The following is a 20,225-nucleotide window of genomic DNA, read 5'->3' as shown; positions in this document are numbered from 1 at the left end:
GCTCGCGATGGCCGCGCCTCTGTCCTAGAGCGGAGCCAGCTCGGTTTCAGCCTCGACGGCCTTCACCGCCTTGAGCTGGCGCATCTGCTCGCAACCCCACAACACCCGCTCCGGGGTCGCCGGCGCGTCGATCTTCGGTTGATGCCTGTAGTCGCCAAGGCTGGCCACCGCATCCTTGATCGCACACCACGCGGCGATGCCGAGCATGAACGGCGGCTCACCCACAGCCTTGGAGTGAAACACGGTGTCTTCCGGGTTCTTGCGGTTTTCCACCAGTTTCACCCGCAGGTCCAGCGGCATGTCCGCCACGGCCGGGATCTTGTAGCTGGCCGGGCCGTTGGTCATCAGCTTGCCCTTGTTGTTCCACACCAGTTCTTCCATCGTCAGCCAGCCCATGCCCTGGACGAAGCCGCCCTCGACCTGGCCGATGTCGATGGCCGGGTTCAGCGAGGCGCCGACGTCGTGGAGGATGTCGGTGCGCAGCATCTTGTACTCGCCGGTCAGGGTGTCGACGATCACTTCGCAGCACGCCGCGCCGAAGGCGAAGTAGTAGAACGGCCGGCCACGGGCCTGGCTGCGGTCGTAGTAGATTTTCGGGGTCTTGTAGAACCCGGTGCTCGACAGCGAGACCTGATTGAAATACGCCAATTGAATCAGCGCTTCGAAGGTCATGATGTGGTCGCGCACACGGACGTGGCCGTTGTGGAATTCCACGTCTTCTTCGCTGACCTTGTAGTGCCGCGCAGCGAACTCGACGAGGCGCTGCTTGATGATCTCGGCGGCATTCTGTGCAGCTTTGCCGTTGAGGTCGGCACCGCTGGACGCCGCCGTCGGCGAGGTGTTCGGCACTTTGTCGGTGTTGGTCGCGGTGATCTGCACGCGGTCCATTTCCACCTGGAACACTTCGGCCACGACCTGCGCGACTTTGGTGTTCAGGCCCTGACCCATTTCTGTGCCGCCGTGGTTCAGGTGGATGCTGCCGTCGGTGTAGACGTGCACCAGCGCACCGGCCTGGTTGAGGAAGCTGGCGGTGAAGGAAATGCCGAATTTTACCGGGGTCAGCGCCAGGCCTTTTTTCAGGATCGGGCTGTTGGCGTTGTAGCGACGGATCGCCTCGCGACGCTCGGCGTACTGGCTGCTTTCTTCCAGTTCGGCGGTCATTTCCTCGAGCATGTTGTGCTCGACGGTCTGGTAGTAATGGGTGACGTTGCGCTCGGTCTTGCCGTAGTAGTTGGCCTTGCGCACGGCCAGCGGATCGAGGTTCAGGTGACGGGCGATGGCGTCCATCACTTCTTCGATCGCGACCATCCCTTGCGGGCCGCCGAAACCACGGTACGCGGTGTTCGACGCGGTGTTGGTCTTGCAGCGGTGACCGTTGATGGTGGCGTCACCGAGGTAGTACGAGTTGTCCGAGTGGAACATCGCCCGGTCGACGATCGAGGCCGACAGGTCAGGCGAACAGCCACAGTTGCCGGCCAGGTCCATCGCAATCCCGTGCAGGCGTCCGGTGCTGTCGAAGCCGACGTCGTACTCGACGTAGAACGGGTGACGCTTGCCGGTCATCAGCATGTCTTCGACCCGTGGCAGGCGCATCTTGGTCGGCTGGCCGGTGAGGTGCGCGACCACGGCGCACAGGCACGCCGGGCTGGCGGCCTGGGTTTCCTTGCCACCGAACCCACCGCCCATGCGGCGCATGTCGACGACGATTTTGTTCATCGAAACATCGAGGACTTCGGCCACCAGTTTCTGCACTTCGGTGGGGTTCTGGGTCGAGCAGTAGACGATCATGCCACCGTCTTCGGTCGGCATCACCGAGGAGATCTGGGTTTCCAGATAGAAGTGTTCCTGACCGCCAATGTGCAGCGTGCCTTGAATGCGATGTTCAGCCGTGGCCAACGCATTGGCCGAATCGCCGCGCTGGTGGGTGTGGCTGTCGAGCACGAAGTGGCGTTTGCGCAGGGCTTCGACCACGTCCAGCACCGGTTCCAGATCTTCGTATTCGATGATCGCGGCCATCGCGGCCTTGCGTGCGGTTTCCAGATCTTTCGCGGCCACGGCCAATACCGGTTGACCGACGAACTGCACATCATCGATGGCCAGCAGCGGATCGCCCGGCAGCAGCGGGCCGATGTCTTTCAGGCCCGGCACGTCTTCGTGGGTGATGGCGATGCGCACGCCTTCGAAGGCGTAGCAGGGCTTGGTGTCGATGCTGATGATTTTCGCGTGGGCGCGATCCGACAGCCGTGCGTAAACGTGCAACTGGTTGGGGAATTCGAGCCGGTCATCGATGTACTGCGCTTCACCGGACACATGTTTGGCGGCGCTGTCGTGCTTGACGCTGCGGCCGACACCGGTGGTCAGGTCTTTGGCGAACAGTTCAGCCAGTTCAGCTTGTGTTTTCTCTACGCCGTGATGGTTAGACATAAGCGGTCACCCGAGTCTCGATGTGCGGTGTTTGCAGTTCGATGAAGTATTTGCGCAGCAGGTTCTGCGCGCTGAGCAGGCGGTATTCCTTGCTGGCGCGGAAGTCCGAGAGCGGGGTGAAATCCTCGCCCAGCGCGATGCAGGCACGTTCGACGACGGCATTGTTGAACGGCTGGCCGAGCAGCACGGCTTCGCAATGGGCGGCGCGTTTCGGGATCGCGGCCATGCCGCCAAAGGCGACGCGGGCGTCGGTGATCACGCCGTTTTCGACGCGCAGGTTGAAGGCGGCGCAGACGGCGGAGATGTCATCGTCCAGACGCTTGGAGACTTTGTAGGCGCGGAAGCGCTGCTCAGCCGTGGCGCGAGGCACAATGATTTTCTCGATGAACTCGCTTTCCTGACGCGCGGTGACCCGGTAATCGATGAAGTAATCTTCCAGGTTCAGCGTACGGCGGGTCTCGCCCTTGCACAGCACGATCTGCGCGCTGAGGGCGATCAGCAGCGGTGGCGAGTCACCGATCGGCGAGGCGTTGCCGATGTTGCCGCCCAGGGTGCCCTGATTGCGGATCTGCAGCGAGGCGAAGCGGTGCAGCAGTTCGCCGAAGTCCGGGTACTCGGCGTTCAACGCTTCGTAGCAGTCGGAGAGGGCGGTGGCGGCGCCGATTTCGATACGGTCTTCGAAGTGCTCGATACGTTTCATTTCGGCGACGTTGCCGACGTAGATCATCACCGGCAGAGTGCGGTGGAACTGCGTGACTTCCAGCGCCAGATCGGTGCCGCCGGCCAACAGCCGGGCCTGTGGATAAGCGTCGTAGAGGTCGGCAAGATCGGCCACGGTCAGCGGCACCAGGCAGCGTTTGTCGCCGCTGTTGAGTTCGCCGATCGACGTCGGGGCAATGGCTTTGAGGCGGGCGATGGTTTCCGCTTCCCGGGCGTCGAACTGGTCCGGCTGCTTGCCGCAGCAGGATTGTTCGGCAGCGGCCAGGATCGGCCGGTAGCCGGTGCAGCGGCAGAGGTTGCCGGCCAGCGCTTCGTGGGCCTTGGCATGATCCGGTGCATCGCTGTTCTTTTGCAGGGCGAACAGCGACATCACGAAGCCGGGGGTGCAGAAACCGCACTGCGAACCGTGGCACTCGACCATGGCCTTCTGCACGCTGTGCAATTCGCCCTTGTGCTTGAGGTCTTCGACACTGATCAATTGCTTGCCGTGCAGCGACGAAACGAACGTCAGGCACGAGTTGAGGCTGCGATAGCGAATGTGTTCGCGGCCGTTGTCATCCGTCTGCAACTCGCCGACCACCACCGTGCACGCGCCGCAGTCACCGCTGGCGCAGCCTTCTTTGGTGCCGGATTTGCCCACGTGTTCACGCAGGTAGTTGAGCACAGTCAGGTTCGGGTCCAGGGCGTGCTCGCTACGGAGTTCCTGGTTGAGTAAAAACTGGATCACGGAAGGCCTCGCAGACTCATTATTGTTGTTAAGCGACTTGAGCCGAATTTAGCAGGTCTGACTTTTCGGTCAATGGTTTTCTGACTTAAAGGTCAGGAAAAACCGTTTTGTCGCTTTGCAACGTGTCTCTTCAGTATTGACCCTCATTGGATCAACCGCTTTTTTGCGGGATTCGTGCCAAAAACCGCTGTGCGGGCACTCCGCCATGACCGCGCATTGCGCTACACTGCGCCGCTTGTGCAGATCGAAGAGTTTGAAGGACAACCATGACGTTCAAGGCGCCGGACAGCCTCGCCGAGCAAATCGCTCACCACCTCGCCGAACGGATCATTCGCGGCGAAATGAAGCCGGGAGAGCGTATCCAGGAACAGAAGGTCACGCTGGCGCTGAACGTCAGCCGCGGCTCGGTCCGCGAGGCCTTGCTGATCCTTGAGCGCCGTCATCTGATCGCGATCCTGCCGCGTCGCGGCGCCCATGTCACCGAGCTGACGGCGCACAAGGTGCAGAGCCTGTGCACGTTGATGAGCGAGCTGTACATCCTGCTCGGCAACGCAGTGGCCAACGGCTGGCAGGTCCAGGCCGACATGGCGCCGTTCGTGCAGATCCAGCAGCGCCTGACTGCCAGCTACGAGCGTCAGGACATCCGCACCTTCGTCGACGACAGCTTCAACGTGATGCGCGCTGCGTATCCGTTCGCCAACAACCCGTACCTGCAGGAAACCGTCGAGAACCTGCAACCGGCCATGAGCCGTGCGTACTTCCTCGCGCTGGAGCAGCGCAAGGCCGAGATGAGCGAGTTCCTCGAACTGTTCGAGCGTTTGCTGGCCGCCGTCCTCGCCCGTGACCTGCCGCAGATCCGCATCGTGCTGACGGCTTACGCCCAGCGCAGCTGCGATCTGGTGGTGTCCGCCCTGACGGTTGCCTGACCTTGCGCCTCAAGTGCATCAAACTGGCGGGGTTCAAATCCTTCGTCGACCCGACCACGGTGAACTTCCCCAGCAATATGGCGGCAGTTGTCGGGCCAAACGGTTGCGGCAAGTCGAACATCATCGACGCCGTGCGCTGGGTGATGGGCGAAAGCTCGGCCAAGAACCTGCGCGGCGAGTCGATGACCGACGTCATCTTCAACGGCTCGACCAGTCGCAAACCGGTAAGCCAGGCCAGCATCGAACTGGTGTTCGACAACTCCGACGGCACGCTGCTGGGCGAGTGGGCGGCGTACGCGGAAATTTCGATCCGCCGCAAAGTGACCCGCGACAGCCAGACCACTTATTACCTCAACGGCGCCAAATGCCGTCGTCGCGACATCACCGACATCTTCCTCGGCACCGGCCTCGGCCCGCGCAGCTACTCGATCATCGAGCAGGGGATGATCTCCAAGCTGATCGAATCCAAGCCGGAAGACCTGCGCAACTTCATCGAAGAAGCCGCCGGTATCTCCAAGTACAAGGAGCGCCGGCGCGAGACCGAAAACCGCATCCGCCGCACCCACGAAAACCTTGCCCGTCTGACCGACCTGCGTGAAGAGCTTGAGCGTCAGCTCGAACGCTTGCACCGTCAGGCCGAGGCCGCGAGGAAGTATCAGGAATTCAAGGCTGAAGAGCGTCAGCTCAAGGCGCAACTGTCGGCCCTGCGCTGGCAGGATCTGAACGATCAGGTCGGCCAGCGCGAGTCGATCATCGGCAACCAGGAAATCAGCTTCGAAGCGCTGGTCGCCGAGCAGCGCAACGCCGACGCCGCCATTGAGCGCCTGCGCGACGGTCACCATGATCTGTCCGAGCGCTTCAATCTGGTGCAGGGGCGCTTCTATTCGGTCGGCGGTGATATCGCTCGGGTCGAGCAGAGCATCCAGCACGGCCAGCAGCGTTTGCGCCAGTTGCAGGACGACTTGAAGGAAGCCGAGCGCGCGCGCCTAGAAACCGAATCGCACCTGGGCCACGACCGCACCTTGCTGCTGACCCTCGGCGAAGAGCTCGATCAACTGACCCCCGAGCAGGAAATCACCAACGCCGCCGCCGAAGAAGCCGCCGCAGCGCTGGAAGATTCCGAAACCGTCATGCACGGCTGGCAGGAGCAGTGGGACACCTTCAACCTGACCGCCGCCGAACCGCGCCGTCAGGCCGAAGTGCAGCAGTCGCGCATCCAGCAGCTGGAAACCAGCATGGAGCGTCTGGCCGATCGACAAAAACGTCTGGGTGAAGAGCGGGCGCTGCTCTCGGCAGACCCTGAAGACGCGGCGATCATGGAACTCAGCGAACAGCTCGCCGAGTCCGAAGCCACCCTTGAAGATTTGCAGACCAGCGAAGAAGCCCAGGTCGAAAAACTCGAGCAACTGCGTCAGGAGTTGCAGCAAGCGTTGACCGCGCAGCAACAGGCGCAGGGCGATTTGCAGCGCCTCAATGGTCGCCTCGCATCCCTCGAAGCCTTGCAGCAGGCCGCGCTCGATCCGGGCACCGGAACCGCCGAATGGCTGAAGGAACATAACCTCGCCGAACGCCCGCGTCTGGCCGAAGGCCTGAAGGTCGAGGCCGGTTGGGAATTGGCGGTGGAAACCGTGCTCGGCGCCGACCTGCAAGCGGTGTTGGTGGATGATTTCGACGGCTTTGATCTGTCCGGTTTTGCCCAGGGCGATCTGCGTTTGCTCAGTCCCGGCAATGACGGCGTACGTGTGGCCGGCAGCCTGCTGGACAAGGTCGAGGCACAGGTGGATCTGTCGCCATGGCTGGGTCAGGTCAAACCGGTCGACAGCCTTGAGCAGGCACTGGCTTTGCGCGGCCAACTGGCTGCCGGGCAGAGCCTGATCAGTCGCGACGGTTATTGGGTCGGTCGGCACTTCCTGCGGGTGCGCCGTGCCAGCGAAGCCGAAAGCGGCATGCTTGCGCGCGGGCAGGAAATCGAATCGCTGCATGCGGAACGCGAAGAGCGCGAAGCCACGGTCGAAGCCATGGAGACCCGTCTGCAAACCCTGCGCGCGCAACAGCGTCAGCAGGAAAACGGTCGCGAACATTTGCGTCGTTTGCTGCAGGACGAAGCTCGTCAGCAAGGTGAATTGAAAGCTCAACTGTCCGCCGGCAAAGCCAAGGCCGAGCAGTTGACGCTGCGTCGTACCCGTCTCGATGAAGAGCTGGTCGAACTCGCCGAACAGCGCGAACTGGAACACGAAAACATCGGCGAAGCGCGGATCCAGTTACAGGACGCCCTCGACGCCATGGCCCTCGACACCGAGCAGCGCGAATTGCTGCTGGCCCAGCGTGACAGCCTGCGCGAACGCCTCGACCGGGTGCGTCAGGAGGCCCGTCAGCACAAGGATCACGCCCATCAATTGGCCGTGCGTCTTGGCTCGCTGCGGGCGCAGCATGATTCGACCCGCCAGGCGCTGGAGCGTCTGGAGATGCAGGCCGAGCGTCTCACTGAAAAACGTGAACAGCTCAGCCTGAATCTGGAGGAGGGCGAAGCACCGCTGGAAGAGCTGCGCCTCAAGCTTGAAGAGTTGCTCGACAAGCGCATGAGCGTCGACGACGAACTCAAGACCGCTCAAATCGCCCTGGAAGACGCCGATCGCGAACTGCGCGACGCGGAAAAACGCCGGACCCAGGCCGAGCAGCAATCGCAATTGATCCGTGGCCAGCTCGAACAGCAACGCATGGAATGGCAGGCCCTGACCGTGCGCCGCAAGGCGCTGCAGGATCAACTGCTGGAAGACGGCTACGATTTGCACGGCGTGCTCGATACCTTGAGCGCCGAGGCCAGTGAGAAGGAGGCCGAAGAAGAACTGGAACGCATCGCCGCACGCATTCAGCGCCTGGGCGCGATCAACCTCGCGGCGATCGACGAATACACGCAACAATCCGAGCGTAAACGTTATCTGGATGCCCAGGACTCCGATCTGGTGGAAGCCCTGGAGACGCTGGAAAACGTCATCCGCAAGATCGACAAGGAAACCCGAAACCGTTTCAAAGATACCTTTGATCAGATCAATGGCGGTTTACAGGCGCTTTTCCCGAAAGTTTTCGGTGGAGGGCGCGCCTATTTGGAACTGACGGGCGAAGATCTACTCGATACAGGGGTGACGATCATGGCGCAGCCGCCCGGAAAGAAGAACAGCACCATCCATTTGCTGTCCGGCGGCGAAAAGGCCCTGACCGCACTGGCACTGGTTTTTGCGATCTTCAAGTTGAATCCGGCGCCGTTCTGCATGCTCGATGAGGTTGACGCGCCACTGGATGACGCTAACGTTGGACGCTACGCACGCTTGGTCAAAGAGATGTCGCAGACCGTGCAGTTCATCTATATCACCCACAACAAGATCGCCATGGAGATGGCCGAGCAGTTGATGGGTGTGACGATGCACGAGCCGGGATGTTCGCGACTGGTAGCCGTGGATGTCGAGGAGGCGATGGCGATGGTGGATGCCTGAGCCGGCGCTGTCGGAAAAGGTATTTGTAGTCTGTAGGACATATTTACCGGCTTCGACTTGCTGGCCAATCGACATAATCGCGCAAGCCAATGAGACAGACGGTGTAAAGTTGTCTTTGGTCGTGCTAGTTTAATGTCAATTTTTCGTATACGTGGGCAAAACGCCTGTCAGAACATAGAGTTGGCGCCACGTTTTAAAGCGGTTTGCACAGTGTAAACCCCTTATTTTTCAGCATTTTTTATAGAGGCACGGGATTACATGGAAATCGGTCTGCGCGAGTGGCTGATCGTCATCGGCATCATTGTGATAGCCGGTATTCTTTTCGATGGCTGGCGCCGTATGCGCGGCGGCAAGGGAAAACTGAAATTCCGTCTTGACCGAAGTCTGTCCAACCTGCCGGACGAGGACACCAGCGCCGAGCTGTTGGGCCCGGCCCGCGTACTGGATACTCATAAAGAGCCGCAACTGGACGAACACGACCTGCCATCGGTGAGCATGCCGGCCCGCGAACCGCGCGAGCCTCGCGAATCCGGTTCCAAGCGCGGCAAGCGTGCCAACAACGGTCCGGCCCAAGGCGACCTGAACCTCGATCTGGACCTGGACGGCGGCCCGAGCTTCAGCAGCCGTGACGATGACTTCATCGAGCCTGTCGCCAAGTCTTCGCCGGCAGTGGCCGACAAGGATCAGCCACAAGCCGAAGAAGTGCTGGTGATCAGCGTGATCTGTCGCGACCCGGCCGGCTTCAAGGGCCCGGCACTGTTGCAGAACATTCTGGAAAGCGGTCTGCGTTTCGGCGAGATGGACATTTTTCACCGTCACGAAAGCATGGCCGGCAACGGCGAAGTGCTGTTCTCCATGGCCAACGCGGTCAAACCGGGCATCTTCGATCTCGACGACATCGACCATTTCAGCACCCCGGCGGTGAGCTTCTTCCTCGGCCTGCCAGGCCCGCGTCATCCGAAGCAGGCCTTCGACGTGATGGTCGCAGCAGCCCGCAAGCTGTCCCAGGAACTGAACGGCGAATTGAAAGATGACCAGCGCAGCGTCCTGACCGCGCAGACCATCGAGCACTACCGTCAGCGCATCGTCGAATTCGAACGTCGCGCCCTGACCCAGAAGCGTTGATTGAAAAGGTTGCCTCGCAATACAGGGGCAATCGGCAAAATAGATTGAGCAGCCTCGGCTGCTCTTTTGCTTTATGAGAGAACACCCATGACTGCCGCCGAAACCCGCATTCTAGAGCTGCGTGCTGAACTCGATCAGCACAACTACCGTTACCACGTTCTCGATGAGCCGAGCATTCCGGATGCCGAGTACGACCGGTTGTTCCACGAGCTCAAGGCGCTGGAAGCGGCCAACCCGGAACTGATCACCAGCGACTCGCCGACCCAGCGCGTCGGTAGCGTGGCGCTGACCGCATTCACCCAGGTACGTCACGAAGTGCCGATGCTCAGCCTCGGCAACGCCTTCGAAGAAACCGACATGCGCGAGTTCGACCGCCGGGTGACCGAAGGTCTGGACCTGCCGGCCGGTGATCTGTTCGGCGGTGGTGCGGCAGTGGAATACAGCTGCGAGCCGAAACTCGATGGCCTGGCGGTCAGCCTGCTGTATCAGGACGGCGTGCTGGTGCGCGGCGCCACCCGCGGCGACGGCACCACCGGCGAAGACATCAGCGTCAACGTGCGCACAGTGCGCAACATCCCGCTGAAGCTGCACGGAACAGGCTGGCCGGCGACGCTGGAAGTGCGCGGCGAAGTGTTCATGTCCAAGGCCGGTTTCGAGCGTCTCAACGCCTCGCAACTGGAAGTCGGCGGCAAGACGTTCGCCAACCCGCGCAACGCGGCGGCTGGCAGCTTGCGTCAGCTGGATTCGAAAATCACCGCCAATCGCCCGTTGGAATTCTGTTGCTACGGCATCGGCCAGGTGTCCCACGACATCTCCGATACTCACATCGGCAACCTCAAGCAGCTGCAAGCCTGGGGCATGCCGATCAGCCATGAGCTGAAACTGGCCAAAGGCATCGGCGAATGCCTGGATTACTACCGCGATATCGGTGAGCGCCGTAACTCGCTGGCCTATGAAATCGACGGCGTGGTGTTCAAGGTCAACAGTATTGCCGACCAGCGCGAACTGGGCTTCCGTGCCCGCGAACCGCGCTGGGCCATTGCGCACAAATTCCCGGCCATGGAAGAGCTCACCGAGCTGCTCGACGTGGAATTCCAGGTCGGCCGCACCGGCGCCGTCACTCCGGTGGCACGCTTGAAACCGGTGAAGGTTGCTGGCGTCACCGTGGCCAACGCCACGCTGCACAACATGGACGAGGTCGCGCGGCTGGGCCTGATGATCGGCGACACGGTGATCATTCGCCGCGCCGGTGACGTGATTCCGCAAGTGGTGCAAGTGGTCATCGATCGCCGCCCGGAAGATGCGCGGCCGGTGCAGATTCCCGAGAGCTGCCCGGTCTGCGGCTCCCACGTCGAACGCACGCAACTGGTCAAGCGCAGCAAGGGCAAGGAAACCATCAGCGAAGGCGCGGTGTACCGCTGCGTCGGCCGACTGGCCTGTGGTGCGCAGCTCAAGCAGGCGATCATTCACTTCGTTTCCCGTCGGGCGATGGACATTGAAGGCCTCGGCGACAAGAGCGTCGAGCAATTGGTCGATGAAGGTCTGGTCAGTTCGCCGGCTGATCTTTATGCGCTGAAGTTCGACGACATCGTCGATCTGGAAGGCTTTGCCGAGGTGTCGAGCAACAAGTTGCTCGCCGCCATCGAAGACAGCAAGAAGCCGGGTCTGGCGCGTTTTATCTATGCGCTGGGTATCCCGGATGTCGGCGAGGAGACCGCCAAGGTGCTGGCGCGCTCGCTGGGGTCGCTGGAGCGCGTCCAGCAAGCCTTGCCGCAAGTGCTGACGTACCTGCCGGACATCGGTCTGGAAGTGGCGCACGAGATTCACAGCTTCTTTGAAGATGCGCACAACCAGCAGGTGATCAGCGAGCTGCTGGGTCATGGTTTGCAGATTCAGGATCAGGGCGAGCTGGGCGCCGAGTTTGCTGCGAGCACCACGCTGGGCGGTTTCCTCGACAAGCTGCACATTCCTTCGGTGGGGCCGGGCGGGGCGCAGAAGCTGGCGGACAAGTTCGAAACGCTGGAAGGGGTGATGAACGCTGACTGGCTGGACATGCGCCAGGCATTGCCGGAGAAGCAGGCGAACTCGGTTCGTGAGTTTTTCGAACTGCCCGAGCATCGGCAACTGGCGGAAAGCGCCGAAAAGCAGCTGCGCGATTTCGGCATGCACTGGCAGAGCGAAAAGAAAGTCGTCGAAGGCCTGCCGCTTTCCGGCGAAACCTGGGTACTGACCGGCAAGGTCGAGCTGATGAGCCGCGACGTCGCCAAGGAACACCTGGAAAGCCTTGGCGCCAAGGTCGCCGGTTCCGTGTCGGCCAAGACCCATTGCGTGGTCGCGGGGCCGGGCGCCGGGTCGAAACTGACCAAGGCCAACGAGCTGGGCGTGAAGGTGATGGACGAAGAGGCGTTTATCGCGTTCCTCAAAGGACACGGTATTTCTGCCTGACGCAACGCGCGGGAACGATCGACTCGCGGGAATGATCTAGTCTTGGCAAGCCCCAGGGAGAGATCGCCATGTACCGCTTTTTCGAGCAGCTCAGTTCCCGCATCGTCGCGCCGTTCATGGGCGAATCCTCGCGCAACAGTAAAGTCTGGCCGTGCCGCTGCGGCCAGTCGCTGTTCTTTCGCAACAGCCAGTGTCTGGCCTGCAACGCAGCATTGGGTTATCAACCGGAACACAGTCGGCTGACGTCGCTGCAACCGGGGCCGTTTGAAGGCACCTGGACGCTGGATGCCGATCCCGAGGCCGGCCTGTTCCGGCGTTGCGCCAATCTCGATACCCCGGCCGCCTGCAACTGGCTGCTGCCCGCCAGCGATCACGACACGCTGTGCGCGGCTTGCGATCTGAATCGCACCATTCCCGATCTGTCAGTCCCGGAAAACCCCGAGCGCTGGCGCAAGGTGGAAATCGCCAAGCGCCGTCTGGTGGCGCAACTGATCAGCCTTGGTCTGCCGGTCATCCCGAAAACCGTCGACGAAGAAACCGGCCTGGCGTTCGATTTCATCGGTGTCGATCTGGAAGGTAATGCACCGATGACCGGCCACGCCAACGGCCTGATCACCCTCGACATCGCAGAAGCCGACGACGCCCATCGCGAGCAGGTCCGGGCGCAGATGCACGAGCCCTATCGCACGTTGCTCGGGCATTTTCGCCATGAGGTCGGGCATTACTACTGGGATCGGTTGATCGCCAACGGCCCCTGGCTGGGTTCATTCCGCAACCTGTTCGGCGACGAACGAGCCAGTTATGCCGAGGCGCTGGAGCGGCATTATCAGCAGGGCGCGCCGGCGGACTGGTCGCAGCACTACGTCAGCGCCTACGCCACCATGCACCCGTGGGAAGACTGGGCGGAAACCTGGGCCCATTACCTGCACATGATGGACGCGGTGGACACAGCGCTGGGTTTCGGCATGAGCGCCCGGGAGATGGACCTCGATTACCAGCCGTTTCCGTCGAGCACGTTGTACGACCCCGAACATCCCGGCGGCGCGGCGTTCCTGTCGTTCGTCAACGCGTGGATCGAACTGGCCGGCATGCTCAATGAGCTGTCGCGCAGCATGGGCCAGCCGGATTTCTATCCGTTCGTGTTGCCGCCGGCGGCAATCGCCAAGCTGCACTTCATTCATCTGGTGATCCAGCAAGAGGGCGGCCGCGCCGACGAGGTGCTTCAGGCGCAATAGCAAGTGCTTGAAGCCCTTCATATTTTTAATCTGCAACCAGCGGTTGTAACTTCGTCTCAGATAGGTACAATGGCGCGGCTCGCCGACAGGTGAGCGTCGTTATGGTGACCCTATCGGTCCCCCCGCAACGATTACCCGTGAACCTGGTCAGAGCCGGAAGGCAGCAGCCACAGCGGGAACATTGTGTGCCGGGGTGTGGCTGGTAGGGTTACCACCTTAACGAACATCGAACGAATCGACACCGAACTGCATGGGTTTCGCCCACTGCGGTTTTTTTATGCCTGCGATTTGGCAGTTCGTCCCCAAACCCTCTGCTAGCAACGGCGTCGACGCGGGGTAATCATTTCCCTTGCGATCCCGCATACTCGCCACAACCGAAATAAATGAAGAGTCTGGCCAGGATCGACCTTGTAAGGTCTGGGCCCTGGCCGCGAGGTTTTATGCTCCCGGAACATTCCGATCTATCCAGCCCCGTGTTCTTGCCCGTCACGGATGAAACCTGCGCGAACCTGTTGCAGGCGAGTGGCACCAAAGCCCTCGAAGCCCTGACCGATCCGGAGTTGGCGGCAGTGCTGGTCATCCAGAATCTGGTACAGACGACAGAGCAGGATCTCGGCGCCGTGGCGGCAGAAAAAATTCTGGCCAGGCTCTTGTCCTGGGCCGCCGAAAAGCGGCACTCAACAACGGCGGGCCTGCTGTCGGAAGCACAGCGACTGTTCGATCCGCGCAAACTGTATTTCGGCCTGAAGGTCCTCCAACCGCTGAACCTGCGTTTTCTGCTGGCCGAAGAAGTGTCCGCACGCGACTACTTGTTGCCCGATGGTCAGTGGGATTTCGAATACAAAGTCCGGCGCCACCGCAGCCATGACCCGTTCAGTCAGCCGATCGTGACGCCCCGGCAGCGCGAGCGCTGGTTGAGCCCGGCACAGGACAAACTGGTCAGAACCTTCCGCGCCAATCTGGACGAAGACCTGCACGTTCAAGGTTACGCGGGGATCGGCAAAAGCCATCTGCTGGTGGCGTTGCTGGAGCATCTGCGGCCGGAAAAGACCCTGTTGCTGGCGCGCACCCCGGCCAAGCTCGAAGTCCTTCGCCAGCGCATGGTGGGGCCGAGCGAGAAAAAGGCCGGCAAGACCTTCCTGGCATTTGCACAGTCGCTGATGCTCGGTCGCAGGCCTCAGGCGGAGGGGACGCGAATCCCGAGTCGGCAGGCGCTGGCGCAGGAACTGAACATCTACGGTTTTCGCCACCACGACGGGCAGGCGACCCTTGAACTCTGCCTCAAAGTGATCGAGCGTTATTGCCGCTTCCGTGATCACACTTTTTCGTCAAAGCATCTGCCTCATTTCAACCAGCCGCTCTCCAGCGTGGAGGCTCAGGTTCTGTTGGAGTATTCGAGTCGGCTGTGGGGCTACCTCGAACTCAATCCGGCGTGGGGCAACCAGACCGGTTTCGAAGCGCTGCTGATGATCAAGCGCGCCTGTATCGCCGGTTGCGCGGTGCCCGCGCGCTACACCCACGTGCTGATCGACGAAAGCCAGGACATTCCCGGCTCGCTGTTGCAGATCATCGAGCGCGGCCGCCAGGTGCTGATCACCCTCGGCGACGAGTATCAACAGGCCAGCGGCGTGCCGGTCAAGCGCCACCATGAAGTTCGCCAAAGCGATATCAGCTATTCCGTGCGCTCGGGCCGCAACGTCGAACGGTTGGTCAACCCGCTGATCGCCCGGCACTCGCAGAAGGGCAAGATTCCGTTCGAAGGCGCAAGCGACGCCGACGTCGTCATCAAGGAATACCCGGAAGGTTTCGTACCATCCGAGGGTTGCGTGGTGCTGACGGCATCGCCGTGGGACACCATGATCTGGGCCATCCACCTGCACGATTCAAGCTGCAAGTTCAGATTCCCGGACAAGCGAACCCAGGATGATCTGAGGCATTTCATGGCCACGGCCATTGAACTGTTCAAGCCGGACTTCTACCGTTCCGAATTCAGCGAAAACGGCGTGCATCCGTACTTCAGTGACCTGCCCGACTGGCAAGCCGTGTGCGACGCCAACCGGTTCGACGAGTCGTTCCTGCAGGTCAAGGCCAAGCTGGAAAACGGCTTCATGATTGCCGACCTGACCCGTCTGAACCGAATGATCGACAGCACTGGAAACGGCTGCATGCTGATGCTGGCGGAAGAGGCGGGCGGCATGGAGTTCGACAAGGTGCTGCTGACGCCGGGGCTGCTGACCAACGAGAAATTCAAGGATGCCTACGCGTTCGATCAGCGGATCTGCGCCGTGTACATCGCCATCTCCCGCGCCAGGCTGAAGCTTTACGTGCCATACGATGTGGTGGCGTGGGTCGAGTATCACGAGTACCAGAAATTCCGCGATACGGCGGGACACTGATCGAGCGATTCACGGGTTATGGAGCGTTTTCGGGGGCACCGGTATACAACCGGATAATGTCATCAATCTCCCCCGACATTTTCATCTGCAGCAGCGTCCGTAATATCCGCTGCACCGGCACATTCGGATCGTTGCGCACGTAACAGCCGATCTGCTGCTCCTGCAACACCGCCACCCCTTGCAGTTGCTGCCCCGGGAGCAGGCGCTGGTTGAACCAGTCCAGCGTCCATTGATTGCTCACGGCGTAGCGGTAACGGCCGGCCAGCAGCTTGTCCAGCACCTGTTCCTGATTGCGCGCGTCTTCGCGCGATAAGCGGTCGGCGTCGAACAGTGGTTGCAGGGTGGGGTAGCTGTAGCCGAGCACGGTGCCGATCGACTGGCGGGGCAGGTGGGCCGGATCGACGCTGGAGGGTTGATCCTGGCGGCTGATCAGCAGGTCGCGCTGGAAAAAAAGCGGAATGCTCCAGATGTAATCGCCGGACTGGTTCGGCAGCCAGGATTGCGCGGCATAACAGCGCACGTCGACTTCGCCGTGTTCCATGGCGTTCTGCACCCGGGTGCGGGGCAGGACGTGAAACTCCGTCGGCGCGCCGACCTGGGTCGCGAGGCTGAGCATCATGTCGTAAAGAATGCCCTGGGTCGGGCGGCCATGTTCGTATTGCACCAGCGGCATCGCCCAGCTGTCGGCCATGGCAAAACGCAGCGGCGGCTGCGCGGCCATCACGTTCAGGCTGATTCCCAGTATTGCCCCCACGGCCCACCGCATAAATGCTCCGGTAATTCCCGTTCCCGTGCCGACAAATGCCTCCGCCCATGCAGCTTAGCCAGAATAGAAGAGCGCACCGGATGCAATTTTGCCCTTGCTCCGCTAGCATTAGCCGCTTCTGCTTCCTTTGCCGCGACGGTTTTCGATGAGTTATCAGGTTCTTGCACGTAAATGGCGTCCGCGCTCGTTCCGCGAAATGGTCGGCCAGACCCATGTGCTCAAGGCTCTGATCAATGCCTTGGACAGCCAGCGCCTGCACCACGCCTACCTGTTCACCGGGACGCGGGGCGTCGGCAAGACGACGATTGCGCGGATCATCGCCAAATGTCTGAACTGTGAAACAGGTATCACTTCAAGCCCTTGTGGCGAGTGCTCGGTGTGCCGCGAGATCGATGAAGGGCGCTTCGTCGACCTGATCGAGATCGACGCTGCGAGCCGGACCAAGGTCGAAGACACCCGCGAACTGCTCGACAATGTGCAGTACGCCCCGAGCCGTGGGCGCTTCAAGGTCTACCTGATCGACGAAGTGCACATGCTTTCCAGCCATTCCTTCAATGCGCTGCTGAAAACCCTCGAAGAGCCGCCGCCCTACGTCAAGTTCATCCTGGCGACCACCGACCCGCAGAAACTTCCGGCAACGATTTTGTCGCGATGCCTGCAGTTCTCCCTGAAGAACATGACGCCTGAGCGTGTGGTCGAGCATCTGACCCACGTCCTCACCGCCGAAAACGTACCGTTCGAAGACGACGCCCTGTGGTTGCTCGGCCGCGCGGCCGACGGTTCGATGCGCGATGCCATGAGCCTGACCGACCAGGCCATCGCCTTCGGTGAAGGCAAGGTTCTGGCCACCGACGTACGGGCGATGCTCGGCACGCTGGACCACGGTCAGGTCTATGACGTATTGCATTCCTTGATCGAAGGCGACGCCAAGGCGCTGCTCGAAGCCGTGCGCCACCTGGCCGAACAAGGGCCGGACTGGAACGGCGTACTCTCGGAAATTCTCAATGTGCTGCACCGCGTCGCCATCGCCCAGGCCTTGCCGGAAGGTGTCGACAACGGCCACGGCGACCGTGACCGGGTGCTGGCACTGGCCCAGGCCTTGCCGGCCGAAGACGTGCAGTTCTACTACCAGATGGGCCTGATCGGCCGTCGCGACTTGCCGCTGGCGCCGGACCCGCGAGGCGGTTTCGAAATGGTCCTGCTGCGGATGCTGGCCTTCCGGCCGGCGGACACGGCGGATGCCCCGAGGCAACCGCTAAAGCCAGTGGGGATCAGCCAGGCCACAGTTGATTCCGCAAACTCAGTGGCTGCCGCGCCGAAACCTGCGCCGGTAGTTGCTGCGGCTGTTGCGCCGGCTCCGGTGGTTGCACCTGCACCTGTTCCTGAGCCCGCGCCGGTTGCCCCGGTAATTGCACCTGAGACCGTGCCGGAGCCAGAGCCCGAGGCGGTCGCTGTCGAAGAAGTCGTCGATCTGCCTTGGAATGACCCGGTAGAACCGGCGCCTGTGCAGCAGCCAGCGGTCGAGCCGGTGCTGGAAACGGCTGCCGAGCAGCCAGAACTGCCACCAATGCCGCTGCCGACCCCGGACAGCGTCGTGCCGGATGCCCCTGAATGGGCCGCTGCGCCGATCCCTGAGCCGTCCGTGGCCGAAGTCGATGCCTTCACGCCAGGCATGGACATGGACGACGAGCCACCGCTCGATGAAGACTACATAGAGCCGGACATGGATTCGGCCTACAGTTACCTCGATGATCTGGCCAGCGAACACGCCGCAGAACCAGCTCCCGAGCCCGAGCCGGAACCCGCCGCCGCGCCGGCCACCGGTCTGGCCCTGCAATGGCTGGAGCTGTTCCCGAAACTGCCGATTTCCGGCATGACCGGCAGCATCGCCGCCAACTGCACGCTGATCGCGGTCGATGGCGACAACTGGCTGATGCACCTGGACCCGGCCCACAGCGCCTTGTTCAACGCCACTCAGCAGCGTCGTCTGAACGATGCGTTGAACCAGTACCATGGCCGCACGCTGAACCTGAGCATGGAACTGATCAAGCCCGAGCAGGAAACCCCGGCCCAGGCTGCGTCCCGGCGTCGTGCCAACCGTCAGCGCGAGGCGGAGGAGTCGATCCACGGCGATCCGTTCATCCAGCAGATGGTCCAGCAGTTCGGTGCGGTCGTGCGACACGATACTATTGAACCTGTCGACGCCCTGGTCAGTCAGGGCTAATAACTGAAGGCGTTCGGCGCAAGTCGCCGGGCGCTGTATTGATCCAAGTACTTTTGAGGTGATTACCATGATGAAAGGTGGCATGGCCGGCCTGATGAAGCAGGCGCAGCAGATGCAGGAAAAAATGGCCAAGATGCAGGAAGAGCTGGCCAACGCAGAAGTCACCGGCAAGGCCGGCGGCGATCTGGTCACCGTGGTGATGACCGGCCGTCATGACGTGAAAAAAGTCAGCATCGACCCAAGCGTTCTGCCGGGCCTGGACGAAGACGACCGTGAAGTGGTCGAGGATCTGGTGGCCGCTGCCGTCAACGCCGCCGTGCGTCAGATCGAAGCCAACAGCCAGGCGAAAATGGGCAGCATGACCGCTGGCATGAACCTGCCGGCCGGTATGAAACTGCCGTTCTGATTCGCCTTGGCGGGTTGGATGAGCTACAAAAAATGCCAGGCATCGCGCCTGGCATTTTTGTTTCTGATCTCATAAAGGTGTGGTGCCCGACAGGTCCTCTTCGCGAGCAGGCTCGCTCCCACAAGGGAGCGCATTTCAAATGTGGGAGCGAGCCTGCTCGCGAAGGCGTCGACCTGGTTGATCTGATAAACATCGAACGCGCAATAGCTGCAACGGTCTGCTCCCTATACCGCCGAATTCATCATTCAAAGGAGACGCTGACATGTCCGACCCTCTGACCCTCAATCAACGCTTCGTGCTGGCCTCGCGGCCGGTGGGCGCGCCGACACCTGAGAACTTCCGTCTGGAGCGCGAGGCGCTGCCGGATCTTGAAGACGGCCAGTTGCTGCTCAAGACCCTTTACCTGTCCCTCGATCCCTACATGCGCGGACGCATGAGCGACGCTCCGTCCTACGCGGCGCCGGTACAAATCGGCGAGGTGATGACCGGCGGGGCTGTCAGCCGGGTCGAGCAATCGCGTCATCCGAAATTCCAGGTCGGCGATCTGGTGGTCGGCGCTACGGGCTGGCAAAGCCACAGCCTCAGCGACGGGCGCAACATCATCCCGATCCCTTCGGGGTTGCCGAGTCCGTCGATGGCCCTTGGTGTGCTGGGCATGCCGGGCATGACCGCTTACATGGGGTTGATGGACATTGGTCAGCCGAAGGCAGGTGAAACACTGGTTGTCGCTGCGGCTTCCGGTGCTGTGGGTTCGGTGGTGGGCCAGGTCGCCAAGATCAAAGGCTTGCGCGCCGTCGGCGTGGCTGGTGGTGCCGAGAAATGCAAATACGTGGTCGAGGAACTGGGTTTCGACGCCTGTATCGATCACAAGGCGCCGGACTTTGCCGAACAACTGGCCAAGGCCTGTCCGAAAGGCATCGACATCTATTATGAAAACGTCGGCGGCCATGTCTTCGATGCGGTCGTCCCGCTGCTCAATCCCAAGGCACGGATCCCGTTGTGCGGCCTGATCGCCGGCTACAACGCCACCGAAGTGCCGAAAGGCCCGGATCGCTTGCCTGCCTTGCAACGCACCTTGCTGACCAAGCGAGTACGCATTCAGGGCTTCATCGTGTTCGACGACTACGGCGACCGTCAGCCGGAGTTCATCAGCGCCATGGTGCCGTGGGTGCGCGAGGGCAAGGTTAAATTCCGCGAAGACGTGGTCGATGGCCTGGAGCAGGCGCCGCAGGCGTTTATCGGTCTGCTGGAGGGGCGCAACTTCGGCAAACTGGTGGTGCGGGTCGCCCAGGACTGAGGATTTGACGCTGGCCGGAGGCGCGGGTATAAACCGCGTCTCG

General features: G+C 61.5%; 12 protein-coding genes and 1 other RNA gene. 10 read left to right on the top strand and 3 right to left on the bottom strand.

Annotated elements, in window-relative coordinates:
• Nucleotides 1-24 precede the first annotated feature (24 nt).
• Complete coding sequence (gene xdhB, locus DXT77_RS01985) at nt 25-2,424, bottom strand: xanthine dehydrogenase molybdopterin binding subunit (protein ID WP_119426427.1); 2,400 nt, start codon at nt 2,422-2,424, stop codon at nt 25-27.
• Nucleotides 2,417-3,871: a xanthine dehydrogenase small subunit gene (xdhA, locus tag DXT77_RS01980; RefSeq protein WP_119426426.1), complete on the bottom strand. Its 1,455-nt coding sequence runs from the start codon at nt 3,869-3,871 to the stop codon at nt 2,417-2,419. Before xdhA ends, xdhB begins: the two co-directional genes overlap by 8 nt.
• A 266-nt stretch (nt 3,872-4,137) precedes the next feature.
• Between xdhA and DXT77_RS01975 the strand changes: the two genes are divergently transcribed.
• From DXT77_RS01975 to DXT77_RS01945, 7 genes are all read left to right on the top strand, one after another.
• A complete protein-coding gene (locus tag DXT77_RS01975; RefSeq protein ID WP_065259722.1) occupies nt 4,138-4,797 on the top strand; it encodes a GntR family transcriptional regulator in 660 nt (219 codons plus the stop codon).
• A 2-nt stretch (nt 4,798-4,799) separates the two neighbouring features.
• Nucleotides 4,800-8,288, top strand: coding sequence for a chromosome segregation protein SMC (smc, locus tag DXT77_RS01970; protein ID WP_119426425.1), 3,489 nt, complete (start codon nt 4,800-4,802; stop codon nt 8,286-8,288).
• Between the two features lie 258 nt (nt 8,289-8,546).
• Nucleotides 8,547-9,413 (top strand): cell division protein ZipA, encoded by an 867-nt coding sequence (gene zipA, locus DXT77_RS01965; protein WP_119426424.1) that lies wholly within the window; start codon nt 8,547-8,549, stop codon nt 9,411-9,413.
• An 87-nt stretch (nt 9,414-9,500) separates the two neighbouring features.
• Nucleotides 9,501-11,858: an NAD-dependent DNA ligase LigA gene (gene ligA / locus DXT77_RS01960; protein ID WP_119426423.1), complete on the top strand. Its 2,358-nt coding sequence runs from the start codon at nt 9,501-9,503 to the stop codon at nt 11,856-11,858.
• Nucleotides 11,859-11,926: 68 nt separating this feature from the next.
• Nucleotides 11,927-13,093, top strand: coding sequence for a putative zinc-binding metallopeptidase (locus DXT77_RS01955; protein WP_119426422.1), 1,167 nt, complete (start codon nt 11,927-11,929; stop codon nt 13,091-13,093).
• Nucleotides 13,094-13,204: 111 nt separating this feature from the next.
• Nucleotides 13,205-13,301, top strand: an RNA gene (gene ffs / locus DXT77_RS01950) — signal recognition particle sRNA small type.
• 232 nt (nt 13,302-13,533) lie between these two features.
• Nucleotides 13,534-15,489 carry a hypothetical protein gene (locus tag DXT77_RS01945; RefSeq protein ID WP_119426421.1) on the top strand — a complete coding sequence of 652 codons (1,956 nt, stop codon included), beginning with the start codon at nt 13,534-13,536 and terminating at the stop codon, nt 15,487-15,489.
• A 16-nt stretch (nt 15,490-15,505) separates the two neighbouring features.
• On the opposite strand, the gene DXT77_RS01940 is transcribed toward DXT77_RS01945, so the two are convergent.
• Nucleotides 15,506-16,255: an ABC transporter substrate-binding protein gene (locus tag DXT77_RS01940; protein ID WP_119426420.1), complete on the bottom strand. Its 750-nt coding sequence runs from the start codon at nt 16,253-16,255 to the stop codon at nt 15,506-15,508.
• A 145-nt stretch (nt 16,256-16,400) separates the two neighbouring features.
• Between DXT77_RS01940 and dnaX the strand changes: the two genes are divergently transcribed.
• The 3 genes from dnaX (at nt 16,401) to DXT77_RS01925 (ending at nt 20,182) form a co-directional block, all read left to right on the top strand.
• Complete coding sequence (gene dnaX / locus DXT77_RS01935; RefSeq protein ID WP_119426419.1) at nt 16,401-18,479, top strand: DNA polymerase III subunit gamma/tau; 2,079 nt, start codon at nt 16,401-16,403, stop codon at nt 18,477-18,479.
• Between the two features lie 67 nt (nt 18,480-18,546).
• Nucleotides 18,547-18,885, top strand: a complete 339-nt coding sequence (locus DXT77_RS01930; RefSeq protein WP_007951650.1) for a YbaB/EbfC family nucleoid-associated protein — start codon at nt 18,547-18,549, stop codon at nt 18,883-18,885.
• 262 nt (nt 18,886-19,147) lie between these two features.
• Nucleotides 19,148-20,182 carry an NADP-dependent oxidoreductase gene (locus tag DXT77_RS01925; protein WP_119426418.1) on the top strand — a complete coding sequence of 345 codons (1,035 nt, stop codon included), beginning with the start codon at nt 19,148-19,150 and terminating at the stop codon, nt 20,180-20,182.
• The last annotated feature ends 43 nt before the right edge of the window (nt 20,183-20,225 follow it).

Origin of the sequence: Pseudomonas sp. 91RF (genome assembly GCF_003576265.1) — a bacterium.
GTDB lineage: Bacteria > Pseudomonadota > Gammaproteobacteria > Pseudomonadales > Pseudomonadaceae > Aquipseudomonas > Aquipseudomonas kribbensis.
The sequence above is the reverse complement of the archived record's forward strand: the minus strand, read 5'-3'. Positions and strand labels throughout refer to the sequence as shown.